Origin of the sequence: Streptomyces sp. NPDC050988 (assembly GCF_044456225.1) — a bacterium.
Classification (GTDB): Bacteria; Actinomycetota; Actinomycetes; order Streptomycetales; family Streptomycetaceae; genus Streptomyces.
Genome location: NZ_JBITFQ010000001.1, coordinates 51,484 through 69,691, shown reverse-complemented (window position 1 = coordinate 69,691; position 18,208 = coordinate 51,484). Strand labels below are relative to the sequence as shown.

Annotated in this window: 16 protein-coding genes; 4 read left to right on the top strand and 12 right to left on the bottom strand. The window is 69.5% G+C overall.

The features are described from left to right. Positions 1-45: 45 nt before the first annotated feature. From ACIBEI_RS00285 to ACIBEI_RS00270, 4 genes are all read right to left on the bottom strand, one after another. Positions 46-1,053: a (-)-alpha-amorphene synthase gene (locus ACIBEI_RS00285; protein ID WP_398883521.1), complete on the bottom strand. Its 1,008-nt coding sequence runs from the start codon at positions 1,051-1,053 to the stop codon at positions 46-48. Continuing rightward, a complete protein-coding gene (locus tag ACIBEI_RS00280) occupies positions 1,037-2,416 on the bottom strand; it encodes a cytochrome P450 (RefSeq protein ID WP_398883519.1) in 1,380 nt (459 codons plus the stop codon). Before ACIBEI_RS00280 ends, ACIBEI_RS00285 begins: the two co-directional genes overlap by 17 nt. Before the next feature lie 326 nt (positions 2,417-2,742). Beyond that, positions 2,743-3,396, bottom strand: coding sequence for a TetR/AcrR family transcriptional regulator (locus tag ACIBEI_RS00275; protein WP_398883518.1), 654 nt, complete (start codon positions 3,394-3,396; stop codon positions 2,743-2,745). Positions 3,397-3,423: 27 nt separating this feature from the next. Then, positions 3,424-5,487, bottom strand: coding sequence for a discoidin domain-containing protein (locus ACIBEI_RS00270; protein ID WP_398883516.1), 2,064 nt, complete (start codon positions 5,485-5,487; stop codon positions 3,424-3,426). 314 nt (positions 5,488-5,801) lie between these two features. On the opposite strand from ACIBEI_RS00270, the gene ACIBEI_RS00265 reads away from it, so the two are divergent. The 3 genes from ACIBEI_RS00265 (at position 5,802) to ACIBEI_RS00255 (ending at position 8,008) form a co-directional block, all read left to right on the top strand. Further along, complete coding sequence (locus tag ACIBEI_RS00265) at positions 5,802-6,404, top strand: hypothetical protein (protein ID WP_392784542.1); 603 nt, start codon at positions 5,802-5,804, stop codon at positions 6,402-6,404. 10 nt (positions 6,405-6,414) lie between these two features. Then, positions 6,415-7,215 (top strand): fibronectin type III domain-containing protein, encoded by an 801-nt coding sequence (locus ACIBEI_RS00260; protein WP_398883514.1) that lies wholly within the window; start codon positions 6,415-6,417, stop codon positions 7,213-7,215. A 109-nt stretch (positions 7,216-7,324) separates the two neighbouring features. Next, positions 7,325-8,008 (top strand): NUDIX domain-containing protein, encoded by a 684-nt coding sequence (locus ACIBEI_RS00255; protein ID WP_398885012.1) that lies wholly within the window; start codon positions 7,325-7,327, stop codon positions 8,006-8,008. 51 nt (positions 8,009-8,059) lie between these two features. Here ACIBEI_RS00255 and ACIBEI_RS00250 read toward each other — a convergent pair whose 3' ends face one another. The 8 genes from ACIBEI_RS00250 to ACIBEI_RS00215 all read right to left on the bottom strand — a co-directional run bounded on the left by ACIBEI_RS00250 (position 8,060) and on the right by ACIBEI_RS00215 (position 16,673). Then, entirely contained in the window at positions 8,060-8,827 is a 768-nt protein-coding gene (locus tag ACIBEI_RS00250; protein WP_398883512.1) for a sulfite exporter TauE/SafE family protein, read from the bottom strand. Between the two features lie 316 nt (positions 8,828-9,143). Continuing rightward, positions 9,144-9,764 carry an L-threonylcarbamoyladenylate synthase gene (locus tag ACIBEI_RS00245; protein WP_055611488.1) on the bottom strand — a complete coding sequence of 207 codons (621 nt, stop codon included), beginning with the start codon at positions 9,762-9,764 and terminating at the stop codon, positions 9,144-9,146. Between the two features lie 153 nt (positions 9,765-9,917). Continuing rightward, a complete protein-coding gene (gene sthA, locus ACIBEI_RS00240) occupies positions 9,918-11,321 on the bottom strand; it encodes a Si-specific NAD(P)(+) transhydrogenase (protein WP_398883509.1) in 1,404 nt (467 codons plus the stop codon). Positions 11,322-11,385: 64 nt separating this feature from the next. Further along, the gene (locus ACIBEI_RS00235) at positions 11,386-14,100 is read right to left on the bottom strand and encodes a tetratricopeptide repeat protein (protein ID WP_398883507.1); all 2,715 of its coding nucleotides are present in this window, start codon (positions 14,098-14,100) and stop codon (positions 11,386-11,388) included. A 16-nt stretch (positions 14,101-14,116) separates the two neighbouring features. Continuing rightward, positions 14,117-14,719 (bottom strand): hypothetical protein, encoded by a 603-nt coding sequence (locus ACIBEI_RS00230; protein WP_398883505.1) that lies wholly within the window; start codon positions 14,717-14,719, stop codon positions 14,117-14,119. Between the two features lie 273 nt (positions 14,720-14,992). Continuing rightward, positions 14,993-15,676, bottom strand: a complete 684-nt coding sequence (locus tag ACIBEI_RS00225) for a formylglycine-generating enzyme family protein (protein ID WP_398883503.1) — start codon at positions 15,674-15,676, stop codon at positions 14,993-14,995. A 12-nt stretch (positions 15,677-15,688) separates the two neighbouring features. Continuing rightward, positions 15,689-16,078: a signal peptidase I gene (locus ACIBEI_RS00220; RefSeq protein WP_398883501.1), complete on the bottom strand. Its 390-nt coding sequence runs from the start codon at positions 16,076-16,078 to the stop codon at positions 15,689-15,691. A gap of 79 nt (positions 16,079-16,157) precedes the next feature. After that, the gene (locus tag ACIBEI_RS00215; protein ID WP_398883499.1) at positions 16,158-16,673 is read right to left on the bottom strand and encodes a PadR family transcriptional regulator; all 516 of its coding nucleotides are present in this window, start codon (positions 16,671-16,673) and stop codon (positions 16,158-16,160) included. 84 nt (positions 16,674-16,757) lie between these two features. On the opposite strand from ACIBEI_RS00215, the gene ACIBEI_RS00210 reads away from it, so the two are divergent. Next, complete coding sequence (locus ACIBEI_RS00210; protein ID WP_398883497.1) at positions 16,758-18,185, top strand: carotenoid oxygenase family protein; 1,428 nt, start codon at positions 16,758-16,760, stop codon at positions 18,183-18,185. The last annotated feature ends 23 nt before the right edge of the window (positions 18,186-18,208 follow it).

The following is an 18,208-nucleotide window of genomic DNA, read 5'->3' as shown; positions in this document are numbered from 1 at the left end:
TTTGAGCGCCTTCCCTTCAGGTAATGTCAGTTGATTGGTCTGCTATCAGCGGACGGTAGACACTGCAGCCGTGTCCGCGTAGCGCGGCACGGTGCGAGACCAGTAGTAGCACCCGCGGATCCAGCCGGACATACCCTCCACGTAACCGACGCCGGCCGGGCTCAGCTCCGGTTTGATCTTCTCGTAGAGCGTCTCGAACTCATTGATGGTGCTGTTGATCCGTCGGACGGCCAGCGCGACGGCCTGTGGCAGGGAACATTCGTACGCACGCTGATAGGCGAGGGCCAGGTTGATCATCTCGCCCGCCTGTTGCTCCTTCACCGCGGAGAAGAGGTCGGGTATCCACACTGCCGCGTCGGCCGACAGTCGCCCCAGACGTCGCACGACGGGATGGTGGAGTTCCTCGGGATCCAGTTCGTGCGCCTGCGCGGCCTCGCACAGTGGGTAGAAGGGCTCGACTCCGGCGGTGAGTGAACGGATCGAACTGCACAACCCCATCTCTACGGGAGGCGAGTGCGTCTGGGCCACCGACTCGTACAGCAGGGCGTGCACGTACTCACGGCTGTTCCAAGCCCACCGCGCGGCTTGCGAGGGCGTGCACCGTTCCCGGACCTGGCAGTGGAGATCGGCCAGCGCCGCCCCGAGTGACGTGCTGGGGGGTTGGCCGTCGCGCAGAATACCGACGCTCTCGCTGAGCATGGGCAGGAGGTGGCCCGGCCGCCGTCGGCCGACCTCTTCCGCCTGGTCGTCGAAGATGAACTGGTAGGCGATTTGGTTGGCCACGATCTGAAGGATGTCGCAGTCCACGGTGGGGCTGTTGTAGGCCGCAAGTTCGGCCGGGCGAGTCTTGGCGATCATGGCCGCCACCGCCGGGTCGTCGGTCAGCCCCCATGCGCGCAGCCATGTGTCGACGCCTGCCGCCGATTCGGATTCATGGCGATTGCTCAGGAAAGGGAACGGCATGTAGAGGTTGGCGTCGATCAAGTCTTTCAAATTGTCCGCGGGATTTTCTTCATGCACGGCGACCGTGATTTCCTCATGCGTCGTCGACACCGTTGTCACCTGCCGTTCGGGGGTCCTGTGCGCGGGATGTCACCGTGGCTCGGGGAGTGAGAGAAGAGGTACGAGGCGGTGTGCTGACCGGTGTGCCTGAGCGTGGTTCGCAGATCATCGGCAGCGACCTCGGACCCAATGTCACCGCGGGGCGGGGTAGGCCGACCGGCCCGGGCAGGTGGTGCAGCCGCCAGCGACTGGCGATGGCCGCAACGGCCACCGTGGCCTCCGCCATGGCGAACGCGTTGCCGAGGCACTTGCGGCTCCCTGTGGCGAACGGAAGCATCGCGCGGTGCGATGCGGCGGTGGCCTGCTCCGGCCCCGGCAACCAGCGCTCGGGCAGAAACACTTCGGGACTGGGGAACCACGCGGGATCGTGGTGCAGAAGGTAAGGGCTGTACAGGACGGTGGCACCCTGGGGGAGACGGCACCCGGCGAGTTCTGTCTCTCTGGTCGTGACGCGGGTGAAGAGCCAGCCTGGTGGGGAGTGGCGCAGCGTCTCCGTGACAGCGGCTCGGGTGTAGGCGAGACGCGAAAGGTCATCGAGGCCGGGCCGTGGCTGCCCGGCGAGCACGGCGTCGACCTCGGAGTGCAGGCGGCGTTCGGCATCCGGATGCTGTGCCAGGAGGCTGAAGGCGGAGGCTACGCACAGCGCGGGGGCCTCTACACCGGTGAGCAGGAGGGTGATGAGCTGGTCGTGGACTTCCTGTTCGGTGACCTCTGCGTCCTCGCCCCCGTCGCGCGCGGATCTCAGCAGGGTCCCGAGCAGGTCGTCGCGGGGGGCGCCCCTTCGCCGTTCCGCGATGACCGAGTCGATGATCCCGTGAAGGCGGTCGACCGCGCGCCGATAGCGGCGGTTTGCCGGTGTGGGGACACGGAACGGGGCGTCGACCGGCACGACCGTGCGGATGAACAGGCCGCGGACGATGGTACTGAGGGAGTTCCGCACCTGGGCGGCCGTCGTGTCGTCGAGCGAGTCGGAGAAGAGGACGCGGCTGGTCACCCTTGTCATCAGGGCCATCATCGCCGCACTGATGTCGATCTCCTGCCCGGCCCGCCACTCCCGGCACGCCGACTCGGCCTCCTCGCCCATCAGTTCCGTGTAGTCGGCGATGCGGGAGGCGCGGAAGTCGGGTTGGAGTAACCTGCGCTGCCGTCGATGTGCCTCCTGGCCGCAGGTGACCACACCGTCACCCATCAGGGCGCGGAGCCTGTCGTACTGTGAGCCTCCCTTGTCGAAGGTGCGGGCGTCCATGAGCATCCGGTGGACCAGCTCGGGGTGGCACACCATCCAGGCCCGCAGCGGGCCCAGGCGTAACTCGACCAGATCGCCCCGGGCGGGCAGGGAATTCAGAAAATCCAACGGGTGACGGAACAAAGCGATACCGTGGCTGATGCTTGGGAATATGCCTGGCGCAGTGCCCACAGTCCATAGTCGATCCGGTTCGGGCATGGCGTCGATCATCGAATACCACCTGCCTCAGTCGACTCACGTAAATCGGCGAACGTGCCACCGGCTCGGTGCTTGAGTCATGTCCTGCCCAGTTCAACTGCTGTCGGCTCCCCAGATCCACTTTCCGTGGGGGCGCACAGGAGCACAAAGAGGCGTTGGGTGAAACATTGTTGATGCATGCTGCATTTACTGGAATTGCCTTTCGTCACTCAAGTGGCCTTTTGTAAAGGGTCACATCAGGGGGACGAAAAAGCGGAACCGGCGGGACCGGGTTCCGTGCGGGGCCGGAGTTCGTCCGCATCGCGCACGAGGCCCGCGACATGGTCGGTGATCGTGTCGAGGATGTCCGCCCAGGCCGCGTCGTCGCCCAGCACGAGGAAGTTCAGGGTCAGACCGTCGGTCATGGCGGCCAGATAGCGGGCCAGCACGGGGGCCGGGACGCGGAGTTCGAAGTCCATGCCGCGGGCGAGCTGCTCGACGAGCTCGGTGTAGGTGTCGCAGTACAGCTGGTACTGCCGCCGCGCCAGATGCTCGAACCCCGGCTCACGCAGGGCGTACTGCGTCAACTCGTACGTGAGCATGTGCTCGCCGGGATGCGCGGACACATGGTCCCAGTAGGCCTGGAAGCCGGCCCGGACGGTCTCCCGGAGGGTGGCCTTCGGCCTGATCGCCTCCTTGACCACCGTGACGGAGTGCTCGGTGATCGTCGTGATGACGGACTCGATCAGGGCCTGCTTGGAGTCGAAGCAGTAGTGGAAGACGCTCAGGGACAGACCGGCCTCCGCGGCGATGGACCGGGTGGTCGTCCTGGAGACGCCGTCCCGGGTCATCGCGCGGATGGCCGCTTCGGTGAGCTGCCGACGCCGTTCGGCCGACGGCATCCGTGCCATGGGTGTTCCCTTTCGTTCCGATGGGCGTCAGCTGCTGTAGACGCCCACCTCGTAAAGGGAGTAGCCCCAGTCAGTGCCCCGGTCCAGCCCGTGGATCCGTACGTAGCGGGCCGGTACGCCGTTGAACAGGGCCGTGTCCAGACCGCCGTCACCGGCGGTGGTGGACCAGGCGGACTGCCAGGTGGTGCCGTCGGTGGAGACCTCGACGCGGTACGACTTCGCGTAGGCGCGCTCCCATTCGAGGGTGACACGCTTGACCGTGCTCGTGGAGCCCAGGTCGATCCGGAGCCACTGGTCGTCGCTCCAGTCGCTCGCCCAGCGGGTGTCCGTGTTCCCGTCCACGGCCCGGCCGGGGGCGTAGCTCGTGAACGGGTTGGACTCCGACGAACTGGCCGACGCGGAGGCGCCCTTGGCGAGATTCACCCCCGCCTTGTGCCCCTCGGACGCACCCCAGGTGTCGAGATACGACTCGGCGCCCCGGAAGAGGTCGTCCACGACGTCCTGGCCGCCGACTTTCCGGATGTCCTCGATCCAGTCCGGGACCAGCCCGTAGTGCGAGGCGCCGTCGGTGTTCAGGTCCCAGGTGCGCGAACCGGTCGTCTGCTTGTCGATGACCGAGCCGCCGTCGGTACTGCGGAAGGGATACGTCACGGGGTTCGAGGCGTCCGCGCCGCGCGGGGCCGGCCAGCCGCCGACGCCGTTCATGTCGGTGCCGTAGCCGTAACCGACGTCGTACTTCTCGCGCAGCGCCTTGGTGCGGTCCGCCTCCGCGCTGAATCCCTCGGATCCGTGCATGTACTGGGCGATGAAGCCGCCGAGACCGTAGACGCGCTCGGTCCAGTTGAGGTCCATCCAGCTGTGCGAGGAGAGCACGCCGGGGTAGGACTCCGACTCGAAGATGTCGAGGGCGCGGCCGGTGGCCTTGACGCTCATGTGGTCGACCTCGAGCATCATCTTGCGCTGCATCATGCCGCGTACGGCGTACTCGCCCAGCTCCGTCAGCCCGCGTTTGTTGCACTGGGCGTCGTCGTCGTACGACGGGACCTCGACCCCCGCCGGCAGCTCCTCCTCGGCGCTCGGCGCCGCCGCACCTCCGATGGGGTTGTCGTGCTGCGGGCCCGTGCACTTCTCGGTCTGCCAGAAGGTGCCGGTCGACAGGAACTGGCCGACGTTGATCGCCGTACCGAGGCTACCCTCGTCGAACCGGACTCCGCAGAGCGCGTTGTCGAACTTGTGGCAGAGGAACATGCTGCGTACGCCCAGGTCGTACAGCTCGTCCAGACCGGCGTCGATGTCGTCCTTGTCGCACTGGGCGATGTCCAGGATCTGCTTGCAGCCGAACGGCTCGGACGTCTCGACGCCGAGGATGACGGCCAGCTTGCCCTGCTCGATGACGCTCCGGGCCTGCTCGCTGTCGGTGACGATCCGGAACCAGCCCTTGCCCGTGCCGCCGTACATCTTGTCGATGTAGGCCTGCATGTCGTAGGTCAGCTTCGCCTGCAGACGGATGGACGTCATCTCGTCACAGCTGCGGTCCTTGAAGGGGTAGACCGAGCAGATCACGCCGTTGGTGACGAGGTCGTTGACGAGTACGCGCTGGCCGCCGCGCCAGGCCCGCTCCACCCAGGCGTAGTAGTTCTGCTGGTGGGTCAGCGAGTCGTAGGCCGGCCAGTCCTTGAAGGTGGGCCACCCGTCGGGGTCGTGCTTGCCGTCGCCGCCGTTGGTGATGAAGTCGAAGATCGCGAGCGAGCCGTCGGGGTAGTGCTCGGGGCAGTCCTTGAGCGCGTCGGCCACTCCCGCCTCGGAGAACGGCTTGCCGCAGATGAGCCGGCCGCCGAAGGCCTCGTTGGCCATGATGTGGTTGTGCGCGTCGACGAACCCGCGTACCTCGCCCTGGGAGTTGGTCCCCTTGAAGGGCTCGCCGGTGACGCCGATCTGGGAGTCCGGTGCCGGCCGCGCGACCGGGTTCCACCAGTCCGTCCCCGCGGCGGAACTGGGGGTGGGGCCGAGTGTCACGGCCATCACGAGCAGGAGCAACGACAGAACCGTGATCGGTCTGCGCCTGTGGTGCGGCTGTTGAGCCATGGTCATCACCCACGTCTTCGGTCGGCGGACGGCGCAGTCGATGAGCCGGCCGGTCGGGGCTCGGCACCCCGCGGCTGGTTGTCATGACTCGTGCAAGCGATGGGTCGAGAATCGCGACTGCGGCGAACGGAGTCAAGAGTCCGGGACGGATGACCTGATGGTTCGTCGACCGCGACGGGTCGCGGCGATGAACAGCTGGTGCACATGGGCCTCTTGACGGCCCGTTGGTCCAGTCCTACCTTCCAGTCAGTCGTTCAAAAAGACAGTCATCGTTCATATCTATGAATCCAGACTGAACCCCCCACGCCCAGGGAGCCGACATGCTCACGCGCTTTCGGGCGCTCACCGTGACCGGTGCGGTGTGCGCTTCAACGTTCATGGCCCTGCCGAACGCCGTCGCCGAGGTGGAACCCGGCGGCTGGACCTCCGTCTCTCCCACCTACACCGTCCAGGAGCGCGGCTGCGGACAGGTCGACGGCCTGACCTTCCAGCTCACCTGCTCGACGGCCAGCGGCGACCAGCGCGCCGAGCGGCGGTACGCCACCTACACCGGCGGCACCCGGCAGTTCGAGGGCTACTTCCGGATCAGCAGCCTCAGCGGTACCCGGATCAGCCTCAAGCAGACCTTCAACGAGTCGGCGGCGGGCCCGTACTTCATGCTCGCCGCCGAACGAGGCGGGCGTCTGTACGCGGTCCACGGCGGCGCCACCCTGTCCAACGCGGGCACGGTCGGCGCCACGGTCCGCGTCAACACCGTTCACCAGGTGGGCAGTTCGCACCGCACGTACATCAACGGCTCGCTCCAGCACACCTACGCGAGCCCCGGCGGCAGCTTCTACGACAAGTTCGGCGCCTACCGCACCAACAGCGGCAACGGACCGGCCACCGTCGTGTGGAGCAACGTCCGCTTCTGGCGCAAGTAGCCGAGAACCCATGAGTGTTCCCGTACGTATCGCGGCGCCGACAGCGCTCGTCCTCGCTCTCGTCCTGGCGCTGTCGGCCTGCTCCGCCACCCGGACGACGGGCGCGGACGGGGCGGACAGGCGTCCCACGACCGCCCGGCATCCCGTGGCGGGGAAGGCCGACACCGCCTCGGGGGTCGTGCTTCATGCCGAGCGCACCACACCCACCGACATCGATCTGCGCTGGCGGGGCGGCGGTTCGGGTGCCTCCGGCCACGTCCTCGAATTCGCGACGGAGGAGTCGGGACCGTACACCGTCCTGCAGTATCTGCCGCCTCAAGTGACGAACTACCGGCACCCCGATCTGATGCCGAACACCACCTTCTTCTACCGGCTGCGTGCCTTCGGCGGTCCTGCCTCCGAGCCGGTGAACGTCACCCTCCCGAAGGGGGAGCTGACGGCGGCGGACGAGAACTCCAGCCACGACTGGCTGCCCGCTCGCAAGGATTCGGAGCGGACGGTCCCGGGCGGGCCCCTCCGTTCCACGGGTGCCGGAGCGCCCACCGGGTTCAAGGCCGCGGTCAAGCATGCGAACGGCGTTCTCTTCACGTGGACGGACCACGCCTCCGACGAGGCGGGGTTCCTGCTGGAGGCCCGGACGAGGACAGGCGCGGCCTACGAACCCGTCGTGGTCCTCGATCCCGACGTCAATTCCACCGGGCTGATCACCCTGCCCACCGAGAAGGAGGCGTCCTACCGGGTCCGGGCCTTCACCTACGGAGAGCGCTCGAACGTGGTGCGGTTGACCACCGGCGAGTCCACCGGTCCCTGACCTGCCTGACACGGACCGGACCAGGATGGTAGAAGCAGGGCATGACCACTTGTTCCACCTGCACATGCACCTCCGGCACCATCCGCACCTCCTCCCCGGTCGGCGCACGGTGACCGCGGGCGTCGACACCCCCGACAGCAGGGGCCGCACCGGACTCGACCGGGTCGGCCTCGACCTGACGGGAAACCACCGGGTCAAGGTGCGGGACGTGAAACTGCTGTCCTGCCACTGGTACGTGGAGCGCACCACGACCTTCGACTTCCAGCACGCCGACGGCACCTGGTCCACCCAGGAGCGCGAAACGCACGACCGCGGCAACGGCGCCACGATCCTGCTCTACGACGAAGTCCGCGAAACCGTGCTGCTCACCCGGCAGTTCCGCTATCCCGTGTACGTCAACGGCCACCCGGACGGGATGCTCGTCGAGACACCGGGCGGACTGCTGGACGAGGACGACGAACACCCCGAGGTCGCCGTACGACGCGAGGTCATCGAGGAGACGGGCCACACGGTCGGTGACGTCCAGCGGGTCTTCGACGTCTATATGAGCCCGGGTTCGGTCACCGAGCGCGTGACCTTCTACGCGGCCTCGTACGGACCGGCCACCCGCACCCACGAGGGCGGCGGCCTCGACGAGGAGGGCGAGGACATCGAGATCGTCGAACTGCCCTTCCGCCAGGCCCTGTCCATGATCCGCACCGGTGAGATCGCCGACGCCAAGACCATCATGCTGTTGCAGTGGGCGGCGCTGGAGGGCCCGTTCAGCGGGAAGGACACGTCCGCCACCGAGTAGTCCGCCCGGCACGCGTGGAACCCGAGCAGTCCACTCGGGTTCCATGCGGGCTCAGCGGAGCAGCAGTTGGACGATCGCGACGGTGCCGACCGCCACGATCAGGGCCCGCAGGGCCACGGGGCTGAAGCGGCGGCCGATCCTGGCCCCGAACTGGCCGCCCAGCGCGGAACCGCAGGCGATCAGTGCGACGGCCGCCCAGTCGAAGTCCGCGACGAAGAGGAAGAACGTCGCGGCTGCGGCGTTGACGATGGCGACCAGCACGTTCTTGACGGCGGTGAGGCGCTGCAGTGACTCGTCCAGGAGCGTCCCCATCACCGCCACGTAGATGATGCCCTGCGCGGCGGCGAAGTAGCCGCCGTAGACGCTGGCGAGGGTCATGCCGGTGAACAGCAGAGGGCCGCCGTCCTTGCGGGCCGGGACGCCGGTCCGTTCGCGCCGGCCGCGCAGGTACTTGCTGATGAGGGGCTGGAACGCGACCAGAACGAGGGCGAGCCCCACCATGACCGGCACGATCCGCTCGAACGCCGTCGCGGGGAGGGCCAGCAGGAGCGTGGCGCCCGTCAGGCCTCCCAGCAGGGCGCCGACGCCCAGTTTCAGGATGCGCCGGCGCTGGCCGCGCAGTTCCTCCCGGTAGCCGAAGGCTCCACTGATGTTGCCGGGGATCAGCCCCAGCGCGTTGGAGACCGTGGCGGTGACGGGCGGCAGGCCGGTGGCGAGCAGAACCGGAAAGGTGATGAGCGTCCCCGAGCCGACAGCGGTGTTGATGCCGCCCGCGCCCACCCCGGCGGCGAACACGGCGAGACCCTCCAGGGGTGTCACGCGGCGCCCTGCCTGGCGTGATCGCCGCTTGTGGTCGGCCGGACGGCAGAGGCAGTACGGCGGACGAGGCGCCGGGAGTCGTTCATGGAGCCGACGCTAGGCGGCGAATGCTTCGGCATCCGCCGAAGTGTCCCGGCCGTCCCCGCCCAGCTCCCGGCCCGGCCGCGAGCCGTTGCCACCCAGCTCCCGGCCCGGCCGCGAGCCGTTGCCACCCAGCTCCCGGCCCGGCCGCGAGCTGTCCTCACTCGGCTCCAAGCCCGGCCGTGCCTCGACGTGCGGCGCGGCTCCACCGTCCGTCGCGCCGCAGAGCGGCGTATCACTCGAACCGTGCCGTGTCGCCCGCTCCCTTGCGCACGATCTCGGCCTCGCCGCTGGAGAAGTCAATGACCGTGGTCGGCTCGGTGCCGCAGTCCCCGGAGTCGATCACCGCGTCGACGACGTGGTCGAGCTGTTCCTTGATCTCCCAGCCCTGGGTCATCGGCTCCTCCTCGTCGGGCAGGAGCAGGGTGCTGGACAGGAGGGGTTCACCGAGTTCGGCGAGCAGGGCCTGGGCGACCACGTGGTCGGGGATACGGACCCCGACCGTCTTCTTCTTCGGGTGGAGCAGCTTGCGCGGCACCTCCCTGGTCGCGGGCAGGATGAAGGTGTAGCTGCCGGGGGTCGATGCCTTGATCGCGCGGAACACGTCGTTGTCGACCTGTACGAACTGGCCGAGCTGCGCGAAGTTCTGGCACACGAGGGTGAAGTGGTGTCGGTCGTCGAGCCGACGGATCGAACGGATCCGGTCGATGCCGTCACGGCTGCCCAGCTGACAGCCCAGTGCGAAGCAGGAGTCCGTGGGGTACACGACGAGCGCGCCCGCGCGGATGGAGTCGGCGACCTGGCTGATCGTCCGCTGCTGAGGATTCTCGGGATGAACGTCGAAGTACTTGGCCACGTGCCGAGCTTATGCTCTCGGCCCCCGCGGCCGACGCAGGCCCCGTGCGGAGGTCCGGTGAGGGCGTCCGGTGCGGGGTCCGGTGAGGGTGTCCGCGCGGCGCTGGCGAGCAGGGCTCACCAGCGCCGTGGGCGGATTCCGAGTGGAGGGCCGTCAGTCCCTGAGCCGGTCGATCTGCCGGATCTTGTTGGTCGCGTCCAGGGCGGCCACCTTGTACGACTCGGCGAGCGTCGGGTAGTTGAACACGGCGTCGACCAGGTAGTCGACGGTTCCGCCGCAGCCCATCACCGACTGCCCGATGTGGATGAGCTCGGTGGCGCCCGTGCCGAAGCAGTGCACGCCGAGCAGCTTCCGGGTCTCGGGGGAGACCAGCAGCTTGAGCATGCCGTGCGAGTCGCCGATGATCTGGCCCCGCGCCAGTTCGCGGTAGCGGGAGATGCCCACCTCGAACGGCACGCATTCCTCGGTCAGTTGGTCCTCGGTCTTCCCGATGAAACTGATCTCCGGAATGGTGTAGATGCCGATCGGCTGGAGGTCGTGCATCCGGTTCACCGGCTCGCCGCACGCGTGGTACGCCGCCGTGCGCCCCTGCTCCATCGAGGTCGCGGCCAGCGCCGGGAAGCCGATGACGTCGCCGACGGCGTAGATGTGCGGCACCTCGGTGCGGTAGTGCTCGTCGACGGTGATCCGCCCGCGCCGGTCGGCGGACAGCCCCGCCTTGTCCAGGTCGAGGTCGTCGGTGAGCCCCTGCCGGCCGGCGGAGTACATGACGGCGTCGGCGGGGATCTTCTTGCCGCTCTCCAGGATGGTGAGGGTGCCCTTGGGGTGCTGTTCGACCGCGGCGACGGTCTCGCCGAAGCGGAACGTGACCGCGAGTTCCCGCAGGTGGTACTTGAGCGACTCGATCACCTCGACGTCGCAGAAGTCGAGCATCCCGGGCCGCTGTTCGACCACGGTGATCTTGCTGCCGAGGGCGGCGAACATGGAGGCGTACTCCATGCCGATCACACCGGCCCCGACGATGACCATGGAGCGGGGCACCCGTTCCAGGTTGAGAACGTTGTCGGAGTCCAGGATCGTCCGCTCGTCGAACTCGACGGTCGCGGGCCTGGCCGGGCGCGTGCCAGTGGCGATGACGATGGTGTCCGCGCTCAACAGCCGGTCGTGGCCGGTCACTTCGCGCAGGGCGACGGTGTGGTCGTCGACGAAGCGGCCGGTGCCGGCGAAGAGGGAGACGTGGTTGCGGGAGAGCTGGTTGCGGATGACGTCGACCTCGCGGCTGACCACGTGCGAGGTGCGCGCGGTCAGGTCGGCGACGGTGATGTCCTCCTTCAGGCGGTAGCTCTGGCCGTACAGATCGCGCTGGGTGAGACCCGTGAGATAGAGGACCGCCTCGCGAAGCGTCTTTGAGGGGATGGTCCCGGTATGGATGGAGACCCCACCGACCATGTCGGGGCGGTCGACGACGGCGACCCGGCGGCCGAGCTTGGCCGCGGCTATGGCGGCCTTCTGGCCGCCCGGGCCGGATCCGATGACGAGCAAGTCGAAGTCGCGCACCCTCCGGAGTGTGTCAGCCCGAGGCTCTCGCCCGAAAGGGTGAACGGGTGTCGGTTCTTCCCGCTCACTGGAATCCGGCGAGCTCCTGCCGGGTGCGCAGGGTCCAGGAGTGCTCCTCGCCGAGGTGCCGGACACGGTCCTGGAGTATCTGCCGCAGCAGCCGCGCGGCGCGCGCCCGGTCGCCCGCCTCACCGACACACCGGGCGTGGGCGTTGCGGCTGCCCAGGGTGGCGGGGTGGTCGTCGCCGAGGATGCGGGTGCGATCCTGTACGAGGATCTCCAGCAGGTCGGCGGCTTCCGCGGCGCGGCCGACCGCGCCCAGGCCGCGCGCGTGACCACTGCGGGCGGCCAGCGTGTGCGGGTGGTCGTCACCCAGGGCCGACCGGCAGTCGTCGACGAGACGCTCGTACAGCTCCACGGCTTCCCGCGTCCGGCCGCGGCGGCTCGTGCTGCGGGCGTGGGCGGCGCGGATCGCGAACAGATGCGGGTGGCCGTCGTCGAGTACGGCACGGCTGTCGGTGAGCAGCTCGTCGAGCAGCCGCGCGGCCTGGTCGGGATCGCCCGCCTCGCCGGTGAAGAAGGCCCGGTAGCGCCGCCACACCAGGGCGACCGGGCTGCGGGAGCCGTGCGTTCCGCCGTCCCGCGCGCCGTCCCCGTTCGCGTCGGCCAGCAGCGCTGTGAGCAGCATCGCCGCCCTGGCGGGATCCCCGGACTCGCCGAGGAAGCGTGCGTGCCCATGACGGGCCGCGACGGTGTCGGGATGGTCCGGGTCGAGGACCTGGAGGCAGTCCTGGATCAGCTCCTCGAAGAGTTCGGCAGCCTGTGCGGCGTGTCCGGCCTCCCCCAGGAAGTGGGCATGGTGGCGGCGGTTGTTGAGCGTGTACGGGTGGTACGGGCCCTGCGTACGGGTCCGGTCGGCGACCAGACTCTCGAAGAGCCGGGCCGCGTGCGCGGGGCGGCCCGCGTCGCCCAGCAGATAGGCGCGCCCGTAGCGGGTGCTGAGGGTGTGCGGATGGTCGGCGCCCAGCAGCCGGGTGCGGTCGGCGAGCACCGCCTCGAACTCCGTCAGCGCCGGGCCGATCCGGCCGGACTCCCCGAGGAACAGGGCAAGGTTGTTGCGGCTGTTGAGGGTGTGGGAGTGGCCGGCACCCAGCACCCGTACGCGGTCGGCGACGACATCGCGCAACAGGTCCGCCGCTTCGGCGGGGCGTCCGGCCATGCCGACGTACCGGGCGTAGGCGTTGCGGTTCTCCAGCGTCTCGCGGGCGTCCGGGCCCAGTTCGCCCGTCGACTCGGTCACCAGCTCCCCGTACAGCTCGACGGCCCGCGCGGGGTTGCCGGCCTCGCCCACACAGGTCGCGTACCACTGGCGGGGCAGCCGTCCGCGGCCCAGGCCCGCCTTCTCGAACGCGGCCATGGCGTGCGAGAGGTCGCCGCGCTGGTAGGCGGTGGTGCCGATGTCGAGTGCTCCCGTGGCGTTCGCGTGGCCGATGAGGGTCTCCCAGACGGTGTCCGGGATGCGTGGCGGAGGGACCTGCTCGTCGAGAGTGTGGTGGAGGTAGTCGAAGGCCTGGAAGCGGTCACCGTCGTGCGGCAGCAGCAGGCTGGACGTGGCGTGCAGGGGTTCCGTCGCCCAGGTCAGCGCCTCCTCCCAGGGCTCCGGACGCAGCGCGGTCCCGCCGCGCCGCTCCAGATACACCTCGTGCAGCCGGCGCAGGACCTCCTGCGGCAGCGGCTGGTGGAAGCCGGTACGGCGGGCGTCCGCGGCGGCCGTCACCAGAGCGGCGGCGCGCGGATGGGTGCCGGGGGACCAGGCGTTGTGCCACTCGTCCAGCAACTGCGGTGCGGCGGCGAGGTATTCGGCCACCCCGTGCCCATCCCGGCCGGCGCCCTTGACCGCCGCCCTGATCCGGGGGTCCTCGGTGTGCCGCTCGGCGCGGGCGATCTCGGCCGCGCTCCACGTACGGTCGACCCGCACCGTGGTGGCCAGCCGGATGACCTCACGGCCGCTGCGCAGGACATCGAACCCGGGCTCGTTGTCGGCCCCCGACCTGGCCCCGAACTTGCCGTGCTGCTGGGCGCTCATCGTCGCCAGGATCACCACACTGGAGTCCTCGGAGCCCAGCATCCGCTGCACATGACCCGCGGTCAGCCCGCCGACCCCCAGAAACACGTCCAACTCGTCGAGCCACACGACAGACCGGCGCGTCCGCACGACGAGGTCGACCAGGGGAACGGCCGACTCCCGGCTGTCGGGCACGATGAGGTGGTACTTGGCGAAATGCTTGCGCATCACCTCGTACGCGAGCCGCGACTTGCCCGCCGTCGACTCGCCGACCAGCAGGACGAACCCCTCACCCGCGCTGAGCGCGGCCTCCACCTGCGGCATCATGTCCCGGTCGATGAACGCGGGCACCCGGCCGAGGCCTGCCGCTCCACCACCGCCCGGCGGCGCCGGATGCACCCCGAGCCAGATCGGATCCCGCGCGTCGGCCACGGTCGGCACCCGCCCCCGCCGCGAGATCCTCAGCAGCCCGGGTAACGCCTGCTGCCGCGCCGCGACCCGGTCCAACGCCTGCCCGCCGGAGGCCGCCACGGCCCCCGCGACGGCGGCACCGGGCGGCCCGAGAACCGCCACGAGCACCGGCCGGACCAAGGCCCCCACCAAGCGCACCGCCCCGGCCACCACCGACGCGAACCACCCCGCCCGCCACGCCATGACACCACCCCCGTGCGGCTGTTGGTCCTCCTTTGCCCGCTCGGGGGCCGGTGTAGCCATGACGCGGGCGTTCCGCCTACTTGTTGGGGAACTTCCAGATGTAGGGCTCGCCGTCCTCCTCCGACCAGTGGACCTCGAGGGACCTCGCGTTCGAGGGGACCAGGTACGACTCACAGAAGGTGTGGCTCTCGCCGGACTTCCAGCTGGTGACGTCGTACGGGTCCTCGCAGCCGGGGGCGTCGTCGGCGGAGCCGAGGAGCAGGGTGCCGCGCTGTCCGTCGGCCCAGATGGTGGTGCCGTCGCCCGCGTCGGAGTCGCTCGTGAGGGCCGGGCCCGCCTTGTGGGTGTACTTCACATGGGCGACGGCGAGGGCCATGCCCTTGGCGTCGGCCTTGTCCTGGACCAGCTTCGCGGCCTCGGCCTCGGTGCCGAGGTCGACCTTCTGGGCGGTGATCTCGTAAGTGACCTTCCCGTCTTCCTCCTCGACCTTCCCCGTGGCGCTCTCGCCGGTGGCCAACTCGCCCCCGGACGCGGCCTTGGACTGCGAGGCGGTGGCCTTGGGCCGGGAGGACTTCTTCGCGTCCGTGCCGGCGTCGTCGCCACCGCCGCACGCGCTGAGGGTGAGCGCGAGGACAGCGGCGGGTGCGACGGCGCGCAGCGCGGAATTGTGGCGCAGCAAGACAGACTCCTTGAGATGAACGGTGTGGGGGAGGCCCCGGCTGCCGGTGGCGGCGCGGCCTGGCGGGCCGCGGTCAACACGGGTGGGGCATGGGGGGAGTTCGCGCTCCTCGCCGAGGGCGCGAGCGCTGATCCGTTGAAGATCTTGGTCCAACCCGATGCGCTGCGTCAACAAATGTGAACGTTGTGTGAGGTGTGGTCGCCCGGGTGTGGAGGGCGCGTTGACCACGGGGTTCCGTGGCGACCCGGGCAACTCCCTGTCGCAGTGCGCGGATCAGGGCGTGACGGAGCGTGCGACGCGGAACCCCACGTCGTCGACCTGGTAGCTCGGGTGGCTGCGGCGCCGAGCGGAGGCGCGGCAGCTCCAGTGTTCGTCGAACCAGCCGCCGCCGCGCAGGACTCGGTAGGTCCCGTAGACCTCGGCGTCGTAGACGTCCCAGCACCAGTCCCAGACGTTGCCGAGCATGTCGTGCAGGCCCCAGGGGTTGGGCTGCTTGCCGCCCACGTCGTGGACGCGCTCGTCCGAGTTGCCGCGGTACCAGGCGATGTCGTCCAGCGGCCCGTACCGCGGCCCGGTCGTACCGGCGCGGCAGGCGTGCTCCCACTCGGCCTCGGTGGGCAGCCGGTACCCGTCCGCGGCCGCGTTCCACTCGATGCCCTCGACGCCTTCGTCGTCGGTGTGGAGGAGGTAGGCGGGGGCGAACCCCTCGTGCCGGGACAGGGCGTTGCAGAACCGGACGGCGTCCCACCAGGAAACGCCCTCGACGGGCAGCCGGTCGCCCTCGGCGCTGCTCGGCCGCGCACCCGTGACCTGTGCGTACAGCGCCTGCGTGACCGGGAACGCCCCGAGCCGGTAGGGCGCGAGGTCGACCTGCCAACTGCGCTGCGTCCGCCGGTCCGACAGCGTGACCTGCCCCGGTGGGACAGCGATCATCTCGTTCACCGTGCTCGTGTCCATGAGCGGTCGATCCTACTGAGGATGAGGATCTCGGTCCGTCTCCGGGACCGCGTAGCCGGGCACGGACGGCCAGCGGACGGTCAGCACGACCGACTCCTCCTCCGCGAACCACGAGTGGTCCACTCCGGGCCCCCACACCACGTAGTCACCCTGCTGTCGCAGCGTCACGCTGCGGCCGGGGAACTCGACGCGGAACCGGCCGCTCACCAGGACCTGGAGGGCCGTGCGCTCCTCGCCCTCGACCCACCGCGCCCGCTCGTCGCCCTTGGGGTGTACGCCCCACTTGATCTCCAGGGCCTCGCTGTGGCGCGGATCGTCGGCGTCCTTGAAGTGCCCGAGCAGCCACCCCCGGTCCAGTGCCGCGTCCTTGCCCGCGTTTCCCACATACACACTGTCGTTCACGCGGCCGGACGCTAGCAGTTGCCCGCCTCCGGTGCTGCGTCCGGTGCCGCGCCGAGGGCGGTCCGCCCACGCCGAGGCCCTACCGTCCGTCCAGGATCGCGGGCAGTTCGTCCATCCAGGCCAGCACCGCCTCCTCGTAACGGATGCCGAAGGCCAGTGTGGCCTCCGTGAAGCGGTCCGGGGCGCCCGCGGCCACCCTCTCGCGGTAGTCCGCGAGCCGCTTCTCGTGGTCGGCGCGGTGCCCGGCGATGAACTCCGTCAGCCGGTCCCGGTCCAGGGCGGAGCCGAAGGCGATGGTGAGCAGCAGCGGGTAGCGGATCTGCTCGGAGCCCGGCGGCTCGGCGAGCCATGCGGCGAAGGCGGCCCGGCCCTCGTCGGTGAGCCGGTAGGGCTGCCGCGACCGGGGGCCCGCGGGCCCGGCCTCGACGAGCCCGCGGCCGGCGAGGGCCGCCAGCTCGCGGTAGACCTGGCTCCGGGTGAGGGTCCAGAAGTCGCCGATGAGCTGCTCGGCGGTGTGCACCAGCTCGTACCCGCTGGCTTCCCCGCCGTGCAGAAAACCGAGCAGCGAAGCCGCGGTGGGGTTGAGGTCGGCCATCCCGTTCTTCCCTTGACATTCCACTGTGGACGGTGTGCCATGAAATGAAGAGCACAGTCCACTGTGGCATGTCGGGAGGCGATCATGAGTACACCGGGTTTCGCGGCCGGGTTCCAGGGGCTGCACGACGAGGCCGAAGTCGCAGAGGTGTCGGTCAAGGGGACGCTCCCCGGCTGGCTGGAGGGGAGCCTGCTGCGCAACGGGCCGGCGCGCTACGACGCGGGGGAGCGTTCCCTGCGGCACTGGTTCGACGGACAGGCGATGCTGCACCGCTTCACCATCGACGACGGGAAGGTCTCCTACGCCAACAGGTTCCTCGACACCGCCGCCCACCGCGCCGTGGAGTCGGGGACGATCGCCTACCCCGAGTTCGCGACCGACCCGTGCCGCTCGCTGTTCGCCCGTTTCTTCACCCGCTTCTCGCGCAGGCCCTCCGTGAACGCGAACGTCAACATCACCCGCTTCGGCGACCGCTTCGTGGCACTCACCGAGACGCCGATACCGGTCGCCTTCGACCGGGACACGCTCGCGACCGCTGGAGTGGTCGGCTACGAGGACAAGCTGAGCGGCCAGCTGACCACGGCCCACCCGCACCAGGACCCCACCACCGGCGACCTGGTCAACTACCTGCTGCACTTCTCGCGCACCAGCGAATACCGCGTCTACCGGCAGCAGGCCACGGGCACGGCCCGCGAGCTGATCGGCAGCCGCCGGATCGCCCGCCCCTCCTACATGCACAGCTTCGCGATCACCCGCCGGTACGCGGTCCTCGCGGAGTTCCCGCTCGTGGTGAACCCGCTGAACATCGTCCTCAGCGGCCGGCCGTTCATCGAGAACTACCGCTGGGAGCCGGAGCGCGGCACCCGCTTCACGGTCATGGACCTGCGCGACGGCTCGGTGCGCGGTGTGTACGAGGGGCCGGCGTTCTTCGCGTTCCACCACATCAACGCCTTCGACGACGGCGATGACGTCGTCCTCGACATCTGCTCGTACGAGGACGCCTCCGTCATCGATGCGCTGTATCTGGACCGACTGCGCGCGGGCGACGCGATCCCGTTCGCGCTGCCCACCCGCTACCGCATCGGCCTCGGGACCGGCGAGGTCGAGGTGCGGCCGCTGTCGGAGGAGTCACTGGAGCTGCCGCGCATCGAGTACGGGCGGCACAACGGCGTCGACTACCGCTACGCGTACGGTGTGGGCGCCCGCGACCGCAGCGGTGACGACTTCCTCAACCAGCTCGTGAAGGTCGACGTGACGACGGGGCACGCGCTGAAGTGGTCCGAGGAGGGCTGCTACCCGGGCGAGCCGGTCTTCGTGGCGGCACCGACGGCCGCTCCCGGCGCGGAGGGCGAGGACGACGGCGTCGTGCTGTCGGTCGTCCTCGACTCGGCGCGGGGCACGTCGTTCCTGCTGGTGCTGGACGCCCGCACGTACGAGGTGCTGGCGCGTGCGGACGTGCCGCACGCCATCCCCTTCGGCTTCCACGGGCTGTTCACCCGGCACACCTCGTAGGCGCGGGCCTCGTTCCTTACGCG

Excerpts from the sequence above, each read along its gene's own strand:
- ACIBEI_RS00275 (WP_398883518.1), bottom strand. The coding sequence starts at position 3,396 with ATGGCACGGATGCCGTCGGCCGAACGGCGTCGGCAGCTCACCGAAGCG.
- ACIBEI_RS00270 (WP_398883516.1), bottom strand. The coding sequence starts at position 5,487 with ATGACCATGGCTCAACAGCCGCACCACAGGCGCAGACCGATCACGGTT.
- ACIBEI_RS00265 (WP_392784542.1), top strand. The coding sequence starts at position 5,802 with ATGCTCACGCGCTTTCGGGCGCTCACCGTGACCGGTGCGGTGTGCGCT.
- ACIBEI_RS00260 (WP_398883514.1), top strand. The coding sequence starts at position 6,415 with ATGAGTGTTCCCGTACGTATCGCGGCGCCGACAGCGCTCGTCCTCGCT.
- ACIBEI_RS00235 (WP_398883507.1), bottom strand. The coding sequence starts at position 14,100 with ATGGCTACACCGGCCCCCGAGCGGGCAAAGGAGGACCAACAGCCGCAC.
- ACIBEI_RS00225 (WP_398883503.1), bottom strand. The coding sequence starts at position 15,676 with ATGGACACGAGCACGGTGAACGAGATGATCGCTGTCCCACCGGGGCAG.
- ACIBEI_RS00215 (WP_398883499.1), bottom strand. The coding sequence starts at position 16,673 with ATGGCCGACCTCAACCCCACCGCGGCTTCGCTGCTCGGTTTTCTGCAC.
- ACIBEI_RS00210 (WP_398883497.1), top strand. The coding sequence starts at position 16,758 with ATGAGTACACCGGGTTTCGCGGCCGGGTTCCAGGGGCTGCACGACGAG.